Source organism: Streptomyces sp. F001 (assembly GCF_004187715.1).
In the GTDB taxonomy this organism is placed as follows: domain Bacteria; phylum Actinomycetota; class Actinomycetes; order Streptomycetales; family Streptomycetaceae; genus Streptomyces; species Streptomyces flavusporus.
The window spans coordinates 90,793-106,392 of sequence record NZ_QZWF01000005.1 but is presented as its reverse complement, the minus strand read 5'-3'; the positions used below and the strand labels follow the sequence as shown (position 1 = coordinate 106,392).

19 protein-coding genes, 1 tRNA gene, 1 pseudogene and 1 riboswitch are annotated in these 15,600 nt (G+C 68.3%); of the genes and pseudogenes, 13 read left to right on the top strand and 8 right to left on the bottom strand.

Annotation, left to right across the window (positions count from 1 at the left end; all coding sequences use genetic code 11):
- Positions 1-33: 33 nt before the first annotated feature.
- The 4 genes from StrepF001_RS20700 (at position 34) to StrepF001_RS20690 (ending at position 1,988) form a co-directional block, all read left to right on the top strand.
- Positions 34-456 (top strand): M67 family metallopeptidase, encoded by a 423-nt coding sequence (locus StrepF001_RS20700; protein ID WP_129799732.1) that lies wholly within the window; start codon positions 34-36, stop codon positions 454-456.
- A gap of 79 nt (positions 457-535) precedes the next feature.
- Positions 536-631: a putative leader peptide gene (locus StrepF001_RS50105; protein WP_309504872.1), complete on the top strand. Its 96-nt coding sequence runs from the start codon at positions 536-538 to the stop codon at positions 629-631.
- A 115-nt stretch (positions 632-746) separates the two neighbouring features.
- Positions 747-1,022 carry a MoaD/ThiS family protein gene (locus StrepF001_RS20695; RefSeq protein WP_129799731.1) on the top strand — a complete coding sequence of 92 codons (276 nt, stop codon included), beginning with the start codon at positions 747-749 and terminating at the stop codon, positions 1,020-1,022.
- 15 nt (positions 1,023-1,037) lie between these two features.
- Positions 1,038-1,988, top strand: coding sequence for a cysteine synthase (locus StrepF001_RS20690; protein WP_129799730.1), 951 nt, complete (start codon positions 1,038-1,040; stop codon positions 1,986-1,988).
- Between the two features lie 107 nt (positions 1,989-2,095).
- Here StrepF001_RS20690 and StrepF001_RS20685 read toward each other — a convergent pair whose 3' ends face one another.
- A complete protein-coding gene (locus StrepF001_RS20685; protein WP_129799729.1) occupies positions 2,096-2,548 on the bottom strand; it encodes a type II toxin-antitoxin system PemK/MazF family toxin in 453 nt (150 codons plus the stop codon).
- A 205-nt stretch (positions 2,549-2,753) separates the two neighbouring features.
- Here StrepF001_RS20685 and StrepF001_RS20680 point away from each other — a divergent pair, with 205 nt between their 5' ends.
- Positions 2,754-3,506, top strand: a complete 753-nt coding sequence (locus StrepF001_RS20680; protein ID WP_129799728.1) for an MBL fold metallo-hydrolase — start codon at positions 2,754-2,756, stop codon at positions 3,504-3,506.
- A 71-nt stretch (positions 3,507-3,577) separates the two neighbouring features.
- Here the strand turns inward: StrepF001_RS20680 and StrepF001_RS20675 are convergent, their stop codons facing one another.
- Together StrepF001_RS20675 and StrepF001_RS20670 are read right to left on the bottom strand one after the other, a co-directional pair.
- Positions 3,578-4,843 carry a PTS transporter subunit EIIC gene (locus StrepF001_RS20675; protein WP_129799727.1) on the bottom strand — a complete coding sequence of 422 codons (1,266 nt, stop codon included), beginning with the start codon at positions 4,841-4,843 and terminating at the stop codon, positions 3,578-3,580.
- 172 nt (positions 4,844-5,015) lie between these two features.
- Positions 5,016-6,302, bottom strand: coding sequence for a PTS transporter subunit EIIC (locus tag StrepF001_RS20670; protein WP_129799726.1), 1,287 nt, complete (start codon positions 6,300-6,302; stop codon positions 5,016-5,018).
- A gap of 184 nt (positions 6,303-6,486) precedes the next feature.
- Here StrepF001_RS20670 and StrepF001_RS20665 point away from each other — a divergent pair, with 184 nt between their 5' ends.
- The 4 genes from StrepF001_RS20665 (at position 6,487) to rdgB (ending at position 8,713) form a co-directional block, all read left to right on the top strand.
- Positions 6,487-6,720 (top strand): PTS glucose/sucrose transporter subunit IIB, encoded by a 234-nt coding sequence (locus StrepF001_RS20665; protein ID WP_129799725.1) that lies wholly within the window; start codon positions 6,487-6,489, stop codon positions 6,718-6,720.
- Between the two features lie 74 nt (positions 6,721-6,794).
- The gene (rph, locus tag StrepF001_RS20660; protein ID WP_129799724.1) at positions 6,795-7,532 is read left to right on the top strand and encodes a ribonuclease PH; all 738 of its coding nucleotides are present in this window, start codon (positions 6,795-6,797) and stop codon (positions 7,530-7,532) included.
- Positions 7,533-7,674: 142 nt separating this feature from the next.
- Complete coding sequence (locus StrepF001_RS20655; protein WP_129799723.1) at positions 7,675-8,076, top strand: hypothetical protein; 402 nt, start codon at positions 7,675-7,677, stop codon at positions 8,074-8,076.
- A 34-nt stretch (positions 8,077-8,110) separates the two neighbouring features.
- On the top strand, positions 8,111-8,713 hold the full coding sequence (gene rdgB / locus StrepF001_RS20650) for an RdgB/HAM1 family non-canonical purine NTP pyrophosphatase (RefSeq protein ID WP_129799722.1): 603 nt from the start codon (positions 8,111-8,113) through the stop codon (positions 8,711-8,713).
- Between the two features lie 41 nt (positions 8,714-8,754).
- On the opposite strand, the gene StrepF001_RS20645 is transcribed toward rdgB, so the two are convergent.
- The 4 genes and pseudogenes from StrepF001_RS20645 to bcp all read right to left on the bottom strand — a co-directional run bounded on the left by StrepF001_RS20645 (position 8,755) and on the right by bcp (position 10,771).
- Positions 8,755-8,837 (bottom strand) — tRNA-Leu (locus StrepF001_RS20645).
- A gap of 13 nt (positions 8,838-8,850) precedes the next feature.
- On the bottom strand, positions 8,851-9,513 hold the full coding sequence (locus tag StrepF001_RS20640) for an HNH endonuclease (RefSeq protein WP_129799721.1): 663 nt from the start codon (positions 9,511-9,513) through the stop codon (positions 8,851-8,853).
- A pseudogene (locus StrepF001_RS20635) lies at positions 9,510-10,164 on the bottom strand (HNH endonuclease signature motif containing protein). The gene StrepF001_RS20640 and the pseudogene StrepF001_RS20635 overlap by 4 nt, the downstream one beginning before the upstream one ends.
- A gap of 139 nt (positions 10,165-10,303) precedes the next feature.
- The gene (gene bcp, locus StrepF001_RS20630) at positions 10,304-10,771 is read right to left on the bottom strand and encodes a thioredoxin-dependent thiol peroxidase (protein ID WP_129799720.1); all 468 of its coding nucleotides are present in this window, start codon (positions 10,769-10,771) and stop codon (positions 10,304-10,306) included.
- Positions 10,772-10,865: 94 nt separating this feature from the next.
- Between bcp and StrepF001_RS20625 the strand changes: the two genes are divergently transcribed.
- The 3 genes from StrepF001_RS20625 to StrepF001_RS20615 all read left to right on the top strand — a co-directional run bounded on the left by StrepF001_RS20625 (position 10,866) and on the right by StrepF001_RS20615 (position 12,112).
- Positions 10,866-11,195: a DUF3618 domain-containing protein gene (locus StrepF001_RS20625; RefSeq protein WP_129799719.1), complete on the top strand. Its 330-nt coding sequence runs from the start codon at positions 10,866-10,868 to the stop codon at positions 11,193-11,195.
- A gap of 44 nt (positions 11,196-11,239) precedes the next feature.
- A complete protein-coding gene (locus tag StrepF001_RS20620; RefSeq protein WP_129799718.1) occupies positions 11,240-11,596 on the top strand; it encodes a co-chaperone GroES in 357 nt (118 codons plus the stop codon).
- An 88-nt stretch (positions 11,597-11,684) separates the two neighbouring features.
- A riboswitch (guanidine-III (ykkC-III) riboswitch) is annotated at positions 11,685-11,755 on the top strand.
- A 36-nt stretch (positions 11,756-11,791) separates the two neighbouring features.
- Positions 11,792-12,112, top strand: a complete 321-nt coding sequence (locus tag StrepF001_RS20615; protein WP_129799717.1) for an SMR family transporter — start codon at positions 11,792-11,794, stop codon at positions 12,110-12,112.
- A 10-nt stretch (positions 12,113-12,122) separates the two neighbouring features.
- Here StrepF001_RS20615 and StrepF001_RS20610 read toward each other — a convergent pair whose 3' ends face one another.
- The gene (locus StrepF001_RS20610; RefSeq protein WP_129799716.1) at positions 12,123-14,525 is read right to left on the bottom strand and encodes a transglycosylase domain-containing protein; all 2,403 of its coding nucleotides are present in this window, start codon (positions 14,523-14,525) and stop codon (positions 12,123-12,125) included.
- 238 nt (positions 14,526-14,763) lie between these two features.
- Between StrepF001_RS20610 and StrepF001_RS48110 the strand changes: the two genes are divergently transcribed.
- Entirely contained in the window at positions 14,764-15,561 is a 798-nt protein-coding gene (locus StrepF001_RS48110) for an ABC-2 family transporter protein (RefSeq protein WP_240797630.1), read from the top strand.
- The last annotated feature ends 39 nt before the right edge of the window (positions 15,562-15,600 follow it).

Sequence of the window (15,600 nt, the reverse complement as noted above, 5' to 3'; positions counted from 1 at the left end):
TACGGGGCGGCCCTTCTGCTTATCCTGGCCAGCATGCTGACCCTCACCCAGGCCCTCTTCGACCAGATCGTCGCCCACGCGCGCGAGGACCACCCCGACGAGGCGTGCGGCGTGGTCGCGGGCCCGGTGGGCTCGGGCCGCCCGGAGCGCTTCATCCCGATGCTGAACGCCGCCCGCTCACCCACGTTCTACGAGTTCGACTCCGGCGACCTCCTCAAGCTCTACCGCGAGATGGACGACCGCGACGAGGAGCCGGTGATCATCTACCACTCCCACACGGCCACCGAGGCCTACCCCTCCCGCACCGACATCTCCTACGCCAACGAGCCCGGCGCGCACTACGTCCTGGTCTCCACCGCGGACACCGACGGGGCCGGCGAGTTCCAGTTCCGGTCGTTCCGGATCATCGACGGCGAGGTGACGGAGGAGGAGGTCAAGGTCGTGGAGGCCTACTGATCCCGGGATTCGGTCAGAATTCATCCACTATCCGAGATCACATTCCAGGACCCGGACCGGGAATCGATACGATGAGCCCATGGTTTTCCACGACGTGAGCGAGAAGACGCCGGGCGCACTGCTCGTGGCGCGGCTGCACGTCGACCTGTGCAGGCTCGCCAGCGCCATCTGTTGACGCTGCCCTGCCCGCCGTACGGCCGTGAGCCGCGGCGCCTCATCACGCACGACCTGCTGTAGCTGCGCTGCCGCGCGCCCACCGACCTGACCACTCCCGACAGGAGCCCTGAGCCATGGCCATCGAGGTCCGCATCCCCACCATCTCGCCGAGCTTCGTCGACCGACGCCGACCCCGGTCGAAGGCAGTGCACCTCGCCGAGCTGTTCGCCGACCTCGACGCCCGGCACACGGGAATCCAGGCCCGCATCGTGGACGGCGACCAGCTGCGCCGCTTCGTCAACGTCTACCTGAACGACGAGGACGTCCGCTTCCTCGACGGCATCAACACCAAGCTGTCCGACGGCGACAGCGTCACGATCCTGCCGGCCGTGGCCGGCGGCATGGCCTGAGGTCTCTGACCACCGATGCGTTACGACTCCCCGCTGGCTGCGGTGGGCAACACCCCGTTGGTGCGCCTGCCGCGGCTCTCGCCGTCCGCCGACGTCCGGATCTGGGCCAAGCTGGAGGACCGCAACCCGACCGGCTCGGTCAAGGACCGTCCCGCCCTGCACATGATCGAGCAGGCGGAGAAGGACGGCCGGCTGACCCCGGGCTGCACCATCCTCGAGCCCACCTCCGGCAACACCGGCATCTCACTGGCCATGGCGGCCAAGCTCAAGGGCTACCGCATGGTGTGCGTGATGCCCGAGAACACCTCCACGGAACGCCGGGACCTGCTCGGCATGTGGGGCGCCGAGATCATCTCCTCCCCGGCCGCGGGCGGCTCCAACACCGCCGTACGCGTCGCCAAGGAGCTGGCCGCCGAGCACCCCGACTGGGTGATGCTCTACCAGTACGGCAACCCGGACAACGCCGGCGCCCACTACGCCACCACCGGCCCCGAGATCCTCGCCGACCTCCCCTCCATCACCCACTTCGTGGCCGGACTGGGGACGACGGGCACGCTGATGGGCGTCGGCCGCTATCTGCGTGAGCACAAGCCGGACGTGAAGATCGTCGCCGCGGAGCCCCGCTACGACGACCTGGTGTACGGCCTGCGCAACCTCGACGAGGGCTTCGTACCCGAGCTGTACGACGCCTCCGTCCTCACCACCCGCTTCTCGGTCGGCTCCGCCGACGCGGTCACCCGCACCCGGGAACTCCTCCAGCAGGAGGGCATCTTCGCGGGCGTCTCCACCGGTGCCGCCCTGCACGCGGCGATCGGCGTCGGAAGGAAGGCGATCAAGGCCGGCGAGAGCGCCGACATCGTGTTCATCGTGGCCGACGGCGGCTGGAAGTATCTGTCGACGGGGGTGTACACGGCGGCGACGACGGAGGAAGCGATCGAGACGTTGCAGGGTCAACTCTGGGCATGAGCAGCCGGCCCAGGGGCGCGGGGCTGTAGTCGATATGCGGCTAACCGCCGCGTGGGCGAGACCAGCCCCCACCGGCCCGCAGACGGCGAACCGGCCCTCCAGCGGAGCTACGTCGCGAGGTGACGGACCTGGTCCCACAGGACCGGGTCCACCACCCCCACCCGCCGCCGGAAGTCCCACACCGCGACCTCCCGCAGCTCGTCCGTCTCCAGGAAACTCGCCCGGCCCTGGGTGTCCCCGACCGAGCCCGGCGGCAGGGGTATCACCCCGGCCCGCTCGTCGTGGAACCTGCTGGTGATCTTCGCGACCGTCGCCCGCCGCCCGTGCACCGCCAGCACCAGACACGGCCGGTCCTTCGCGCCGGGACCGTCCTCGTAGGGCACGTTCGCCCACCAGATCTCCGCGGCCCGCGGCCGCTGCGCCGCCCGCGACCGCTCCGCCCGCCCCGGCGGCCGCGTGCGACGGCCCTCGGGACGCCGCCGCCCCCAGCCGTCGACGAGCGCGGCAACGAGCGCGAGCAGTATCACCGCCGCGAGTGCCAACCACCAGGACGTGTCCATACGATGACGTTACCGGCGCACGCATCAGGTCGCGCGCCCTGTCCCACACCCCATGCGCCCCACATCCAGCCGAACCGGTGACAGCACAGGTGAGTTCGCCCACAACGGCCCTTGGTGGAGGAGCGACCAACGGTTTTGCGCCTTACGCTCGACGGACCGCACGACCCCCGTTTTCTCCACATCCGCCAGCGGAGGTTTCTGCTTCATGAAGCTCACCGTCGTCGGCTGCTCGGGGTCGTTCCCGTCCGCGGAATCGGCCTGCTCGAGCTACCTCGTCGAGGCCGACGGCTTCCGGCTGCTCCTCGACATGGGCAACGGCGCCCTGGGCGAGCTGCAGCGCCACTGCGGTCTCTACGACCTCGACGCGATCTTCCTCAGCCATCTGCACGCCGACCACTGCATCGACATGTGCGCCTACTTCGTGGCGCGCTACTACCGGCACGACGGTGGCCGCTGCGCCCCCCTCCCGGTCTACGGCCCCGAGGGCACCGAACACCGCCTGACCACCGCGTACGCCGACACCCCCTCGGCCTCCTCGATGAGCGAGGTCTTCGACTTCCACACGGTCAAGCCGTCCACCTTCGAGATCGGCCCCTTCACCGTCCACACCGAACGGGTGGCCCACCCCGTCGAGGCCTACGGCATCCGCATCGAGCACGGCGGACGGACCCTGACCTACTCCGGCGACACGGGCGTCAGCACGGCACTGGACGAACTCGCCCGGGACGTCGACCTGTTCCTGTGCGAGGCCGCCTTCACCCACGGCAAGGAAAAGATCCCCGACCTGCACCTCAACGGCCGCGAGGCGGGCGAGACGGCCGCGCGGGCAGGAGCCCGCCGACTGCTCCTCACCCACATCCCCCCGTGGACCGACCCGCAGGTCAACCTGGCCGACGCCCGCGCGGTCTACGACGGGGCGGCGGAGCTGGCGGTGCCCAGGAAGTCGTACGAGATCTGACATCCCCAGCATGACGAAGGCCCCCGGAGCTCCTGGCTCCGGGGGCCTTCGTACGGTCGGGGCGGACGGGTCTACTTCGCCTCGGCCTTCTGCAGTTCCGCCAGTTCCTCGTCGGACTCGCGGCCCGGCGTCGGCAGGTTGAACTTGGTGATCGCGAAGCGGAAGATCACGTAGTAGACCGCCGCGAAGCACAGGCCGACCAGCGCCAGGCCCCACGGGTTGGTCGCGATGCCCAGGTTCAGGAAGAAGTCGACCGCGCCGGCCGAGAAGCCGAAGCCGTCCTTCATACCGAGCGCCCAGGTCAGCGCCATCGACACACCCGTGAGGAGCGCGTGGATCGCATACAGGACCGGCGCGATGAACATGAACGTGAACTCGATCGGCTCGGTGACGCCCGTGACGAACGACGTGAGCGCGAGGGAGAACATCATGCCGCCGACGACCTTGCGGCGCTCCGGGCGGGCGCAGTGGACGATCGCCAGGCACGCGGCGGGCAGCGCGAACATCATGATCGGGAAGAAGCCCGTCATGAACTGGCCCGCGGTCGGGTCACCGGCCAGGAAGCGGGCGATGTCGCCGCTCTTGCCCTCGAACTCGCCCGCCTGGAACCACGGGAAGGAGTTCAGCAGGTGGTGCATGCCGATCGGGATCAGCGCGCGGTTGGCGACACCGAAGATGCCCGCGCCGGCCGCGCCGGAGCCGACCAGCCACTCACCGAAGTTGTGCAGACCCGTGCCGAGGACCGGCCAGATGTAGCCGAAGACGATACCGATGACCAGACCCGCGAAAGCCGCCAGGATCGGGACCAGACGGCGGCCGCCGAAGAAGCCCGCCCAGTCGGGCAGCTTGGTGCGGTAGAAGCGCTGGTAGAGCAGGGCGACGACGAGGCCCATGACCACACCGCCGAGCACCTTGGCGTCCACCGCCTGCTCGACCATGACGATCTTGCCGTCGACGATGGCTTCCTTCTTCGGCAGACTGCCGTCGGTGAACGTGGCCAGCACGTTCTTGAAGACCAGGTAGCCGACGACGGCCGCGAGCGCGGTCGAACCGTCCGACTTCTTCGCGAAGCCGATCGCGATGCCCACCGCGAACAGCAGCGCCATGTTGTCGAGGATCGCGTTGCCGCCGGCGGTCATGAAGGAGGCGATCTTCGTCAGGAAGGCCGGGAACTCCGGGTCGCCGAGCATGTCGGGGTTGCCGAAGCGGACCAGCAGCGCGGCGGCGGGCAGAACCGCCACCGGCAGCATCAGGCTGCGGCCGATGCGCTGCAGGACAGCCATCGTGCCGGAGCCCTTCTTCTTGTCGGCCGCGGGAGCGGCGCTGGCCGTGGTCACAACTTCCTCCAGTGGGCATGGCGCCGCCCAGGGACAATGAGAAGGGGACGGCGGCGTCCGGCGATGCCCCGCGGCAGCACCGCAAGGGTCTACACCACTCAGTGGTGTAGACCTGTTGTAGCACGATGAAGGCGGGATAAGGAACCCGCGATTCCCGCGCCCGTGCGGCTGCTTACCCCTTCGTGACGTCCTCCACCTCCTCCTCCGCCTCCCGCCCCGGCGTCTTCAGATCGAACCTGGTGATCGCGAAGCGGAACACTACGTAATAGACGGCAGCGAAGCACAGCCCGATCGGAATGATCGCCCAGGGTCTCGTCGCCAGATTCCAGTTGATGAGGTAGTCGATCAGACCGGCCGAGAAGCTGAACCCGTCGTGCACCCCGAGCCCCCACGTCACCGCCATCGACACACCCGTCAACAGCGCGTGGACCGCATACAGGACCGGCGCGATGAAGAGGAACGAATACTCGAGCGGCTCGGTGATGCCTGTGACGAACGACGTCAGGGCGGTGGACAGCATCAGCCCGCCGACCTCCTTGCGGCGGCTCGGCCGCGCACAGTGCGTCATCGCCAGCGCGGCGGCCGGCAGCGCGAACATCATGATCGGGAAGAACCCCGACGTGAACTGACCCGCGTCCGGGTCGCCGTTCAGGAACATGTTGATGTCGCCGTGCACCACCGTGCCGTCGGGCTTGGTGTACGTGCCGAACTGGAACCAGATGGGCACGTTCAGAAACTGGTGCAGGCCGATCACCAGCAGCGCCCGGTTGGCGACACCGAAGACACCCGCACCCCAGGCGCCCAGATCACTCATCCAGTCACTGAAACTCTCCAGCGCCTCACCGATCGGCGGCCAGACCCACAGGCACAGCACCGCGAACGCGATCGCCACGAACGCCATGATGATCGGCACCAGCCGACGCCCGTTGAAGAAACCGAGCCAGTCCACCAGCTTCGTACGGTGGAAACGCGCCCAGAAGAAAGCCGCCAGCAACCCCATGACAATGCCGCCGAACACCCCTGGATTCGAGTAGGTGAACTCGGTCACCGTCCCGTCCGCCACCTGGCAGCCCGTGCCCACCGCCCGCGAACCCTCCGGACAGTCCTCCGGGAACTGGCGCAGCACATTGAAGTAGACGAGGAACCCGGCAACCGCCGCGAGCGCCGTCGACCCGTCCGCCTTCTTCGCCATGCCGATGGCCACACCCACACAGAACAGCAGCGGCAACCCCAACGAAGCGTCCAGGAGCGCGCCGCCCGCACCCGCCATCACCCTCGAGACATCGATCCAGCCCAGCCCCTCCTCGCCGAACACATCCGGCTGCCCCAGCCGGTTCAGAATGCCCGCGGCCGGCAGCACCGCGATCGGGAGCTGAAGACTGCGCCCCATCTTCTGCAAGCCCTGGAACAGGCGGTTCCAGCGCACACGGGAGGGACTGGCAGCGCTGTCGGCACTCATCGGGCTCCTCCCGGAAGGACCGGGTTTGGCGACCACCCCCCAGCTGGTGTAGACCAGTTGGCGGAAGGTTCCGCTGTCGTGACGCCATCATTCGGTACGCACGCCATGACCGCTCGCGAAGCTGAGCCAACTGTGGGTAACTGCGACATAGCGCTTCGGACCAGGCCGGATCAGGGAGAAAGACATGGCCAGCAAGGCTGAGAAAATCGTTGCCGGACTCGGCGGCATCGACAACATCGAAGAAGTCGAAGGCTGCATCACACGGCTGCGCGTCGAGGTGGCCGACGCCTCGCTGGTCGACGACGCCGCACTCAAGGGCGCCGGCGCCCACGGCGTCGTCAAGATGGGCACCGCCATCCAGGTCGTCATCGGCACCGACGCCGACCCCGTCGCCGCAGACATCGAAGACATGATGTGAGCACCCCCTCACCCTCAGGGGCCCCTTCCCCCACCGGAAGGGGCCCCTCGGCCGCAGCGAGCTAGGCTCACCCCATGTCTCGAATCGACGGCCGCACCCCCGAACAACTCCGCCCGATCACCATCGAACGCGGCTGGAGCAAGCACGCCGAAGGCTCCGTCCTCGTCTCCTTCGGCGACACCAAGGTCTTCTGCACCGCCTCCGTCACCGAAGGCGTCCCACGCTGGCGCAAAGGCAGCGGCGAAGGCTGGGTCACCGCCGAATACGCCATGCTGCCCCGCTCCACCAACACCCGCGGCGACCGCGAATCCGTCAAGGGCAAGATCGGCGGCCGTACACACGAGATCTCCCGCCTCATCGGCCGCTCCCTGCGCGCCGTCATCGACTACAAGGCCCTCGGCGAGAACACCATCGTCCTCGACTGCGACGTACTCCAGGCCGACGGCGGCACCCGCACCGCCGCCATCACCGGCGCCTACGTCGCCCTCGCCGACGCCGTCTCCTGGGCCCAGAAGAAAAAACTCGTCAAGCCCGGCCGCAACCCCCTCACCGGCACCGTCTCCGCCGTCTCCGTCGGCATCGTCGGCGGCATCCCCCTGCTCGACCTCTGCTACGAAGAAGACGTCCGCGCCGAAACCGACATGAACGTCGTCTGCACCGGAGACGGACGCTTCGTCGAAGTCCAGGGCACCGCCGAAGCCGAACCCTTCGCCCGCGACGAGCTCAACGCCCTGCTCGACCTCGCCGTCGCCGGCTGCACCGAACTGGCAGCACTGCAGCGCACCGCGCTCGAAACCCCCGCCGAAAAGTAAAGGGCACACCAAGACACGGGGTCGGAGCGGGCAACCACGCCCACCACCACCGCGTCTGAAGAAATACGGGCGCACGGCTCATCCCTGTGCGCCCGGCCAGCTGACCGGGCCCGCCGGGCCCAACCAAGGGAGGGACCGTTCCATGGCCGCGAGCCGCCGCCGACGCCGTACCACCGCCGTCGCCACCACCCTGGCGGCGATAGCGCTGACCGCCGGACTCACCACCGGCTGCGACGCCGTGAACAAGGCGCTCGACTGCGTCAACACCGCCGACGCCATCGCCGACAGCGTCACCGACCTCCAGCAGGCCGTCGACAACGCGGCCAACGACCCCACCCAGCTCGACGAATCCCTCGACTCCATCGAGCAGAACCTCGGCGAAATCGGCGACAAGACCGACAACACCGACGTCAACAAGGCGGTCGACGACCTCGAGAAAGCCGTCACCAACGTCCGCACCGCCATCGAGAACGGCGACGAAACCCCCGACATCAGCCCCGTCACCGACGCGGCCGGCGAACTGACCAAGGTCTGCACGCCGTAACAAGCGCGGCGAGGCAGCCGGGATACTGGACGGCATGACCCGCCTGATCCTCGCCACCCGCAACGCCGGAAAGATCACCGAACTCAAGGCCATCCTCGCCGACGCAGGCCTCCCACACGACCTCGTCGGCGCGGACGCCTACCCCGACATCCCCGACGTCAAGGAAACCGGCGTCACCTTCGCCGAGAACGCGCTCCTCAAGGCCCACGCCCTCGCCCAGGCCACCGGCCTCCCCGCCGTCGCCGACGACTCCGGCCTCTGCGTCGACGTCCTCAACGGCGCGCCGGGGATCTTCTCGGCCCGCTGGGCGGGGCGGCACGGCGACGACCACGCGAACCTGGAGCTGCTGCTGGCCCAGCTGGCCGACATCGCCGACGAGCATCGGGGGGCCCACTTCGCGTGCGCGGCGGCGCTGGCGCTGCCGGACGGGCGGGAGCGGGTGGTCGAGGGGCAGCTGAGGGGCGTACTGCGGCATGCGCCCGCGGGCACCGGTGGCTTCGGCTACGACCCGATCCTCCAGCCGGAGGGTGAGACCCGGACGTGCGCGGAGCTGAGCCCCGAGGAGAAGAACGCGATCAGTCATCGGGGGAAGGCGTTTCGGGCGTTGGTGCCGGTGGTGCGGGAGTTGTTGGGCTGAAGCGCGGGAGGGGCCGTCCAGACGGACGGCCCCTATGTGCGTGCGGCCGATGGGAGTCGAACCCACATGGGCAAATGCCCCGAGGCACCTAAAACCTCTGCTTATACCATTCAGCAACGGCCGCGTGCCCGCCCATGCTACCGGGGATGCGTCCGGTTTCGGTTCCCGCCTCTGCACCACGTGCTGGTGATCGCGTGGCAGTTGGGGCACAGCAGCCGCAGGTTCTCCCGCCGGTCGTCGCTCCAGTCCCCGTTGATGTGATCGACCTCCAGCGTCATGGGCTTGCCGAGCCACTCGGGGCCGATCCCGCAGTCTGCGCACTCTTCGGGGACGCCGACTTCGCACAGAGCGCGGCGTAGCAGGTAGGTCCGGGTTCGGCGCTTTCCGTCGTGCTGTACCAGGACATCCTGCGGGCGCCTGAGGATGTCAGGGCGGCTCTTCCCTCGCTGGTGGGCCTGCCCCAAGAAGTGCGCAGTATTGAGACCTTCCTCGGCGACCCACTGACGCAACAATGCGCGCTGCCTGCCGTTGTCCGGGCGTTCCAGGCGGCGCAGCGCTTCTGCGATGGACACTGATCCGGCGATTGCAGCTCGCAACTCGTCGGGGGTGGGGCGTCGCCGCCTGCCATAGGGGCTGAAGTGCGAGATGTCGATGCCGAAGTGGGCGAACCGCCGGACTAGGTAGCGGCGGAGTGTGGCGTACGGCTGGGTGCCAAAGAAGGCGATGACCTCCTCGATGTCGGAACACCGCGCGGCGGCTTCGGCCAGTCGTTCCCGCGTGTACTGCACGCCGCTGCTCATGAAGCGCCACCTTGGGTGCGCCCTTTGCCGCGGCCCCGGTAACTGTCTGTCGTGGAGTGGCAGTTGGGGCAGAGGAACCGTAGATTCTCGATGCGGTTGTCCCGCCAGTTGCCGTCGATGTGGTCGACTTCGAGGGGCAGCGGATACCCACGCCAGACTGCTTCGATGCCGCACAGAGCGCACCGCTCTGGTACGCCTACGCTCGTCATCGCCCACCTGAGGCGATCGCTTTGGATACGCCGGGCGTCGTCTGCCGACTGCTCGATGAGCAGGTCCCCTGGCGTTCGAGGGCGCAGCGCCCTGCCCCGTTGGGTCGGCACCTGGAAGTGCGAGGTGTCGATGCCGTACGCCTTGATCCGGCGGCTGATGTGCGTGTGCTGCCCGCCGACGACCTCAACCCCGAGACGGCGCAGCACCTCGCACATGTTCGTCGATGCCGAAACCGCGGCTTCAAGGACCTCCCTCGTCCACCGGCCCCCCCTCCCGCTCGAAGTGCGAGGTGTCCACCCCCAGCTTCTTCATCCGCTCCCGGATGTAGTTCCGCGAGGAGCTTTTCGGATCCACCCCCAACCACACCAACGCCTCCGACAACGTCCGCGCCCCCCGAGCCGCCTCCTCCAGCCGCTCCTTGGTGTACGCACTGGCCCCCATCGAGCCCCTCCGTTCCGACCACACGTTCGTGGTCCACACGGAGTAACGAACCGGTTATCGGACAGTCACGCCCGACATGCAAAGCGACCCGTGCCGGGTCACCCCGGCACGGGCCGCTCCCGTCGGGCGGAGCCTGCGCTCAGATGCCCAGGTCCTTGATGATCTTGGCCACGTGCCCCGTCGCCCGCACGTTGTACAGCGCGCGCTCGACCTTGCCCTCCTCGTCGACGACGATCGTGGAGCGGATGACGCCCATGTACGTCTTGCCGTAGTTCTTCTTCTCGCCGTAGGCGCCGTACGCCTCGATGACGGTCTTGTCGGGGTCGCCGGCGAGGGTGACCTTCAGGGATTCCTTCTCGCGGAACTTCGCCAGCTTCTCGGGCTTGTCCGGCGAGATGCCGATGACGTCGTAGCCGGCGGTGGCCAGGACGTCGAGGTTGTCGGTGAAGTCGCAGGCCTGCTTCGTGCAGCCGGGGGTCAGGGCGGCCGGGTAGAAGTAGACGATGACCTTGCGGCCCGTGTGGTCCGACAGGGAGACCTCGTTGCCGTCGGCGTCGGGGAGGGTGAAGGCGGGGGCCACGTCCCCGGGCTGGAGTCGCTCACTCATCGGGCTAGCGTAACCGGGGGTCCTGACGGTGCGGTCGCCCGAAGAACTGACAGACTGTCCGGAACAAGCATCAGCTGACTTCGGAGGCCGTACGGTGGCGGACACGTCGGACACCAGAACCCCGGCGCAGATCGAGGCGGACATCAGGCGTCGCCGCGAGAGGCTGGCCGAGACGCTCGACGAGATCGGGGTGCGGGTGCATCCGAAGACGATCGTCGGGGACGCCAAGGCCAAGGTCGTGTCGAATGTCGATCGCACCCTTGGGCGGGCGTACGTGCAGGTCAATCGGGCGGTGAGTGATGTGAAGGGGCAGTTCGTCGATGAGAAGGGCGCGCCTCGGATGGAGCGTGTGCTGCCCGTCGCGCTCGTGGCCGTCGGGGTTGTGGGACTGCTCGTGCTGGGTACTCGGCGGCGGAACCGCTGACCCTCCCGCGGACGAACGCTTCGATGGCAGGTAGGTTCAAAGGCGTGAGCTCCAACAGAAACGACCACAGCACCCATCCCGACAAGCTGCCCATCCGGATGCTGCACGACCGTGTGCTCGTGCGGCAGGACACCAGCGAGGGCGAGCGGCGTTCCGGTGGCGGCATCCTGATTCCCGCCACGGCGGCCGTGGGCCGTCGGCTGGCGTGGGCGGAGGTTGTCGCGGTGGGGCAGAACGTACGGACCGTCGAGCCGGGTGACCGGGTGCTGTACGACCCGGAGGACCGCGCCGAGGTGGAGGTGCGGGGTATCGCGTATGTGCTGATGCGCGAGCGGGACCTGCATGCCGTGGCGGCGGACCGGTTCGAGGGGTCGGAGGATTCGACCGGGCTGTACCTGTAGATCAGGGCTGTACCTGTGGATCAGGAGCTGTACCTGTAGATCAGGGCTGAGAAGGGGCTGGTGACCATCGTCACCGGCCCCTTTTGTCGCCTTCCTTGCTACATTCGAAGGAGCCCGACGAGACGCGCCGTACCGGGACGAAGGCAAAGACGACGCACCCCCGTTCGTCCTGTCTGTGTCTCGGAGGTGCCTGTCATGGCCTGGGTTCTGCTGATCGTCGCCGGTGTGCTCGAAGTCGGCTGGTCGGTCGGGATGAAGTACACCGACGGTTTCACGCGGCTCGTGCCGAGCCTGTTCACCGGTGCCGGCATCGTCGCCAGCATGCTGTTGCTGTCGTATGCGGCGAGGTCCCTGCCCATCGGTACGGCCTATGGCGTCTGGGTGGGGATCGGGGCCGCCGGGTCGGCGGTGGTCGGCATGGTGGTGCTGGGTGAGCCGGCGACCGCCGCCCGGATCTTCTTCGTCTGTCTGTTGCTGGTCGCTGTCGTGGGGCTGAAGGCGACGTCGGGGCACTGAGCCGCGCGGTTCACAGTCTGATCGTGTACCGCGGAGCCGAGTTCGATGTGCTCGTGCCCGTGGTCGTTCCGCCGCCGGTGGTGCCTCCGGTGGTTCCGCCGCCGGTGGTTCCGCCGCTTGTGGTGGGGTCACCGCCGGTTGTGGTCCCGCCGCCTGTGGTGGTGCCGCCGTCGGTGGTCGTGCCCCCGTCCGTGGGTGTGCCGCCCGTCGTGGTGTCGCCGGTCGTTCCGTCCGTGGGCGTGCCTCCGGTGGTCCCGTCCGTGGGTGTGCCCCCGGTCGTGGTGTCGCCGGGGGTCTCGTCCGGGCTCTCCTGGCCGGTGTCGTCGCTCGGTGTGGCGCTGTCGGTGGGGGCGCCGGTGCCGGGGCTCTGGGAGGGCGGGATCTCGGGGAGGTCCCATTCCTCGGCGCCGTCCTGGAGCTGGAGGTTGAAGTCGGTGGGCGGGGTGCCTTCGAGGGCGTCCTTGGTGAACTGGGCCCAGATGTCGGCGGGCGCGCCGCCGCCGTTGACGCGGTTCAGGCCCATGGCGCCGTAGAGCGGCATGTGATCGGCCGTGACGGGGTCCTGGCCCATGACGGCGACGACGGTGGCGAGGTCGGGGGTGTAGCCGGCGAACCAGGCGGCGGTGTCCTCCTCGGCGGTGCCGGTCTTGCCCGCGGCGGGGCGGCCGGCGGCCTGGGCGGCGGTGGCGGTGCCGTTCTCGACGACGCTCTGCAGGACCGATGTCGTGGTGTCGGCGGCTTCGCGGCTGACGGCCTGGTGGGTCTGGCGGGTGGGCAGTTCGATGACGTCGGTGCCGTCCTTGGTGATCTTCTCGATCATGGTGTACGTGCCGTGTTCGCCGTGGTTGGCGAGGGTGGCGTACGCCTGGGCCATGTCGAGGACGCTGGCCCGGGCCACGCCGAGTGCGATCGACGGGTAGGGGCCCATCTCCGGTGTGGCGGTGGGCAGGCCGAGGTCGATCGCGGTCTGTTCGACCTTGTCGGGGCCGACGTCGACGGCCATCTGTGCGTACACCGCGTTGACGGACTTGTCGGTGGCCTCGCGGACGGTGATGTCGCCGTACGACTTCTGGTCCTCGTTCTCGGGGTTGTAGGCGCTGTTCCAGCCCTGGACGGGGCGTTTGTTGGTGCCGTCGTAGTAGGTGTTGGGGGTGATCGGTGTGCCGCCCTGGGTGGTGGAGTCGTTCTCGACGGCCGAGGTGAACACGAACGGTTTGAAGGTGGAGCCGACCTGGAAGTCCCGGCGGGTGGCGCCGTTGGTGTACTGCTTGACGTAGTCGATGCCGCCGTACAGGGCGACGACCTTGCCGGTTTTGGGGTCGACGGCGGCGCCGCCTGCGCGGACGTAGGTGTCGACCTTGCGCTCCTTCGGGTCCAGTTTGGACATCAGCTGGTCGTTCACGGCCTTGACGAAGGCGTCCTGCCGGGGCTTTTCGAGGGTGGTGGTGATGCGGTAGCCGCCCCTTTCGAGCTCGTCCGGGTCGACGATCTTGTTCTCGGTGAGGTACTGCTTGATCGCGTCGACGACGTAGCCGCGCTGCCCGGACATGCCGGTGGAGACGGTGGCTTCCTTCGGCATCGGGAACTTCAGGCCGGCCCGCTCGGCGCGGCTGAGCCAGCCTTCCTTGACCATGCCGTTGAGGACGTAGTTCCAACGGGCCTCGGCGGCGGCCTTGTTCTCGGGGTGGGCGACGACGTCGTACTCGCTGGGCGCGTTGAGCAGTGCGGCGAGGTAGGCGCCGCGGGCGGGGTCGAGGTCGGTGGCGTCCATGCCGTAGTAGGCGTGGGCGGCGGCCTGGATGCCGTAGGCGTTGCGGCCGAAGTAGCTGGTGTTGAGGTAGCCCTCCAGGATGTCGTCCTTGGTCTTTTCCTGGTCGAGCTTGATCGAGATGAAGAACTCCTTCACCTTGCGGGTGAGGGTCTGTTCCTGGGCGAGGTAGTAGTTCTTGACGTACTGCTGGGTGATCGTGGAGCCGGACTGCTTGCCCTTGCCGGTGGCGGTGTTCCAGGCCGCGCGGAGCATCGCTTGGGGGTCGATGGCGGACTCGCTGTAGAAGTCGCGGTCCTCGGCGGCCAGTACGGCGTGCTGGGCGTCCTTGGAGATCTGGGCGAGGGTGACGTTCTCCCGGTTGACCTCGCCGTCCCGGGCGAGTTGGGAGCCGTCTGCGTAGAGGTAGACGTTGCTCTGCTTGGTGGCGAGGGCGTTCGCCGGTGGGATCTTGACCAGTGAGTAGCCGAGGAAGAACAGGCCGATCACCAGCAGGGCGCCGAGGACGAAGGTGCCGAGCACCATGCGCCAGGTGGGGATGATCCGGCGCCAGCCGGTGCGCTTGGGCCGCTTGGGCTTGCCGTCCCCCGTCGCGCCCTGGGTCGGCTGCTGCTGCTGCGGCTGCGGCTGCGGCTCGTGGCTCATGTCGTGCACGGACTCCTGTTTTCCTCGTACGTTCCGGTACGAATTTCTCCTCGTACGATCCCGTACGGTCCCGTACGCCCTCGTACGTCTTCTGCGCCCCCTGTTGAAGACTCTCGCACCAAGCGTTCCGTTCCCGTTCCCGGCACGCGTTGTGCCCGGAAATTGCGTGGCCGCCGGGGTCGGCCGCGTACTAGGCTCCTGCGCTTCGGTGCCGGGCGCGGTCGGGAGGGTGGTGGGTGTGGGCACGGGACGGTTGTACGTGGCCGTCGCGGTGGGAGGTTTCCGACGATACGCGACGTACCGGGTGGCCACGGTCGCCGGGGTGTTCACCAACACCGTGTTCGGGCTGATCCTCGTCTACACGTACCTGGCGCTGTGGGAGGAGAGGCCGCAGCTCGGCGGGTACGACCAGGCGCAGGCCGTCACCTATGTGTGGCTGGGGCAGGCGCTGTTGTCGACGCTCGCGATCGGGGGTGGCGGCTTCGAGGACGAGTTGATCGAGCGTATCCGTACGGGTGATGTGGCGATCGACCTCTATCGGCCGGCCGACCTCCAACTGTGGTGGCTGGCAAGTGACTTGGGCCGGGCGCTGTTCCAGTTGCTGGGGCGTGGGGTGGTGCCGTTCGCGTTCGGGGCGCTGGTCTTCGATGTGGCGCTGCCCTCGGATCCGGTGACGTGGGCGGGTTTTCTGCTGGCGGTGCTGTTCGGGATGGTGGTCGGTTTCGGGATCCGGTACCTGGTGGCGCTGAGCGCGTTCTGGCTGATGGACGGCACCGGGGTGGTGCAGATGGCGTGGCTGCTGGGGTTCTTCTGTTCGGGGATGCTGCTGCCGCTGAACGTCTTCCCGGGCCTGCTGGGCGAGATCGTACGGGTGCTGCCGTGGTCGTCGCTGCTGCAGGCGCCGGCGGATGTGCTGCTGGGGCGGGCCGATCCGCTGGGCACGTTCGCGTTCCAGGGGGTGTGGGCGGTTGCGCTGTTGGCGGCGGGGCGGCTGGTGCAGTCGGCGGCGACGCGGCGGGTGGTGCAGGGTGGGTGAGCGCGCTCGGGTGGCGGAGGGGCTGCGGGCGTACGGCCT

Excerpts from the sequence above, each read along its gene's own strand:
- StrepF001_RS20700 (WP_129799732.1), top strand. The coding sequence starts at position 34 with ATGCTGACCCTCACCCAGGCCCTCTTCGACCAGATCGTCGCCCACGCG.
- StrepF001_RS50105 (WP_309504872.1), top strand. The coding sequence starts at position 536 with ATGGTTTTCCACGACGTGAGCGAGAAGACGCCGGGCGCACTGCTCGTG.
- StrepF001_RS20695 (WP_129799731.1), top strand. The coding sequence starts at position 747 with ATGGCCATCGAGGTCCGCATCCCCACCATCTCGCCGAGCTTCGTCGAC.
- StrepF001_RS20690 (WP_129799730.1), top strand. The coding sequence starts at position 1,038 with ATGCGTTACGACTCCCCGCTGGCTGCGGTGGGCAACACCCCGTTGGTG.
- StrepF001_RS20685 (WP_129799729.1), bottom strand. The coding sequence starts at position 2,548 with ATGGACACGTCCTGGTGGTTGGCACTCGCGGCGGTGATACTGCTCGCG.
- StrepF001_RS20680 (WP_129799728.1), top strand. The coding sequence starts at position 2,754 with ATGAAGCTCACCGTCGTCGGCTGCTCGGGGTCGTTCCCGTCCGCGGAA.
- StrepF001_RS20670 (WP_129799726.1), bottom strand. The coding sequence starts at position 6,302 with ATGAGTGCCGACAGCGCTGCCAGTCCCTCCCGTGTGCGCTGGAACCGC.
- StrepF001_RS20665 (WP_129799725.1), top strand. The coding sequence starts at position 6,487 with ATGGCCAGCAAGGCTGAGAAAATCGTTGCCGGACTCGGCGGCATCGAC.
- rph (WP_129799724.1), top strand. The coding sequence starts at position 6,795 with ATGTCTCGAATCGACGGCCGCACCCCCGAACAACTCCGCCCGATCACC.
- StrepF001_RS20655 (WP_129799723.1), top strand. The coding sequence starts at position 7,675 with ATGGCCGCGAGCCGCCGCCGACGCCGTACCACCGCCGTCGCCACCACC.
- rdgB (WP_129799722.1), top strand. The coding sequence starts at position 8,111 with ATGACCCGCCTGATCCTCGCCACCCGCAACGCCGGAAAGATCACCGAA.
- StrepF001_RS20640 (WP_129799721.1), bottom strand. The coding sequence starts at position 9,513 with ATGAGCAGCGGCGTGCAGTACACGCGGGAACGACTGGCCGAAGCCGCC.
- bcp (WP_129799720.1), bottom strand. The coding sequence starts at position 10,771 with ATGAGTGAGCGACTCCAGCCCGGGGACGTGGCCCCCGCCTTCACCCTC.
- StrepF001_RS20615 (WP_129799717.1), top strand. The coding sequence starts at position 11,792 with ATGGCCTGGGTTCTGCTGATCGTCGCCGGTGTGCTCGAAGTCGGCTGG.
- StrepF001_RS20610 (WP_129799716.1), bottom strand. The coding sequence starts at position 14,525 with ATGAGCCACGAGCCGCAGCCGCAGCCGCAGCAGCAGCAGCCGACCCAG.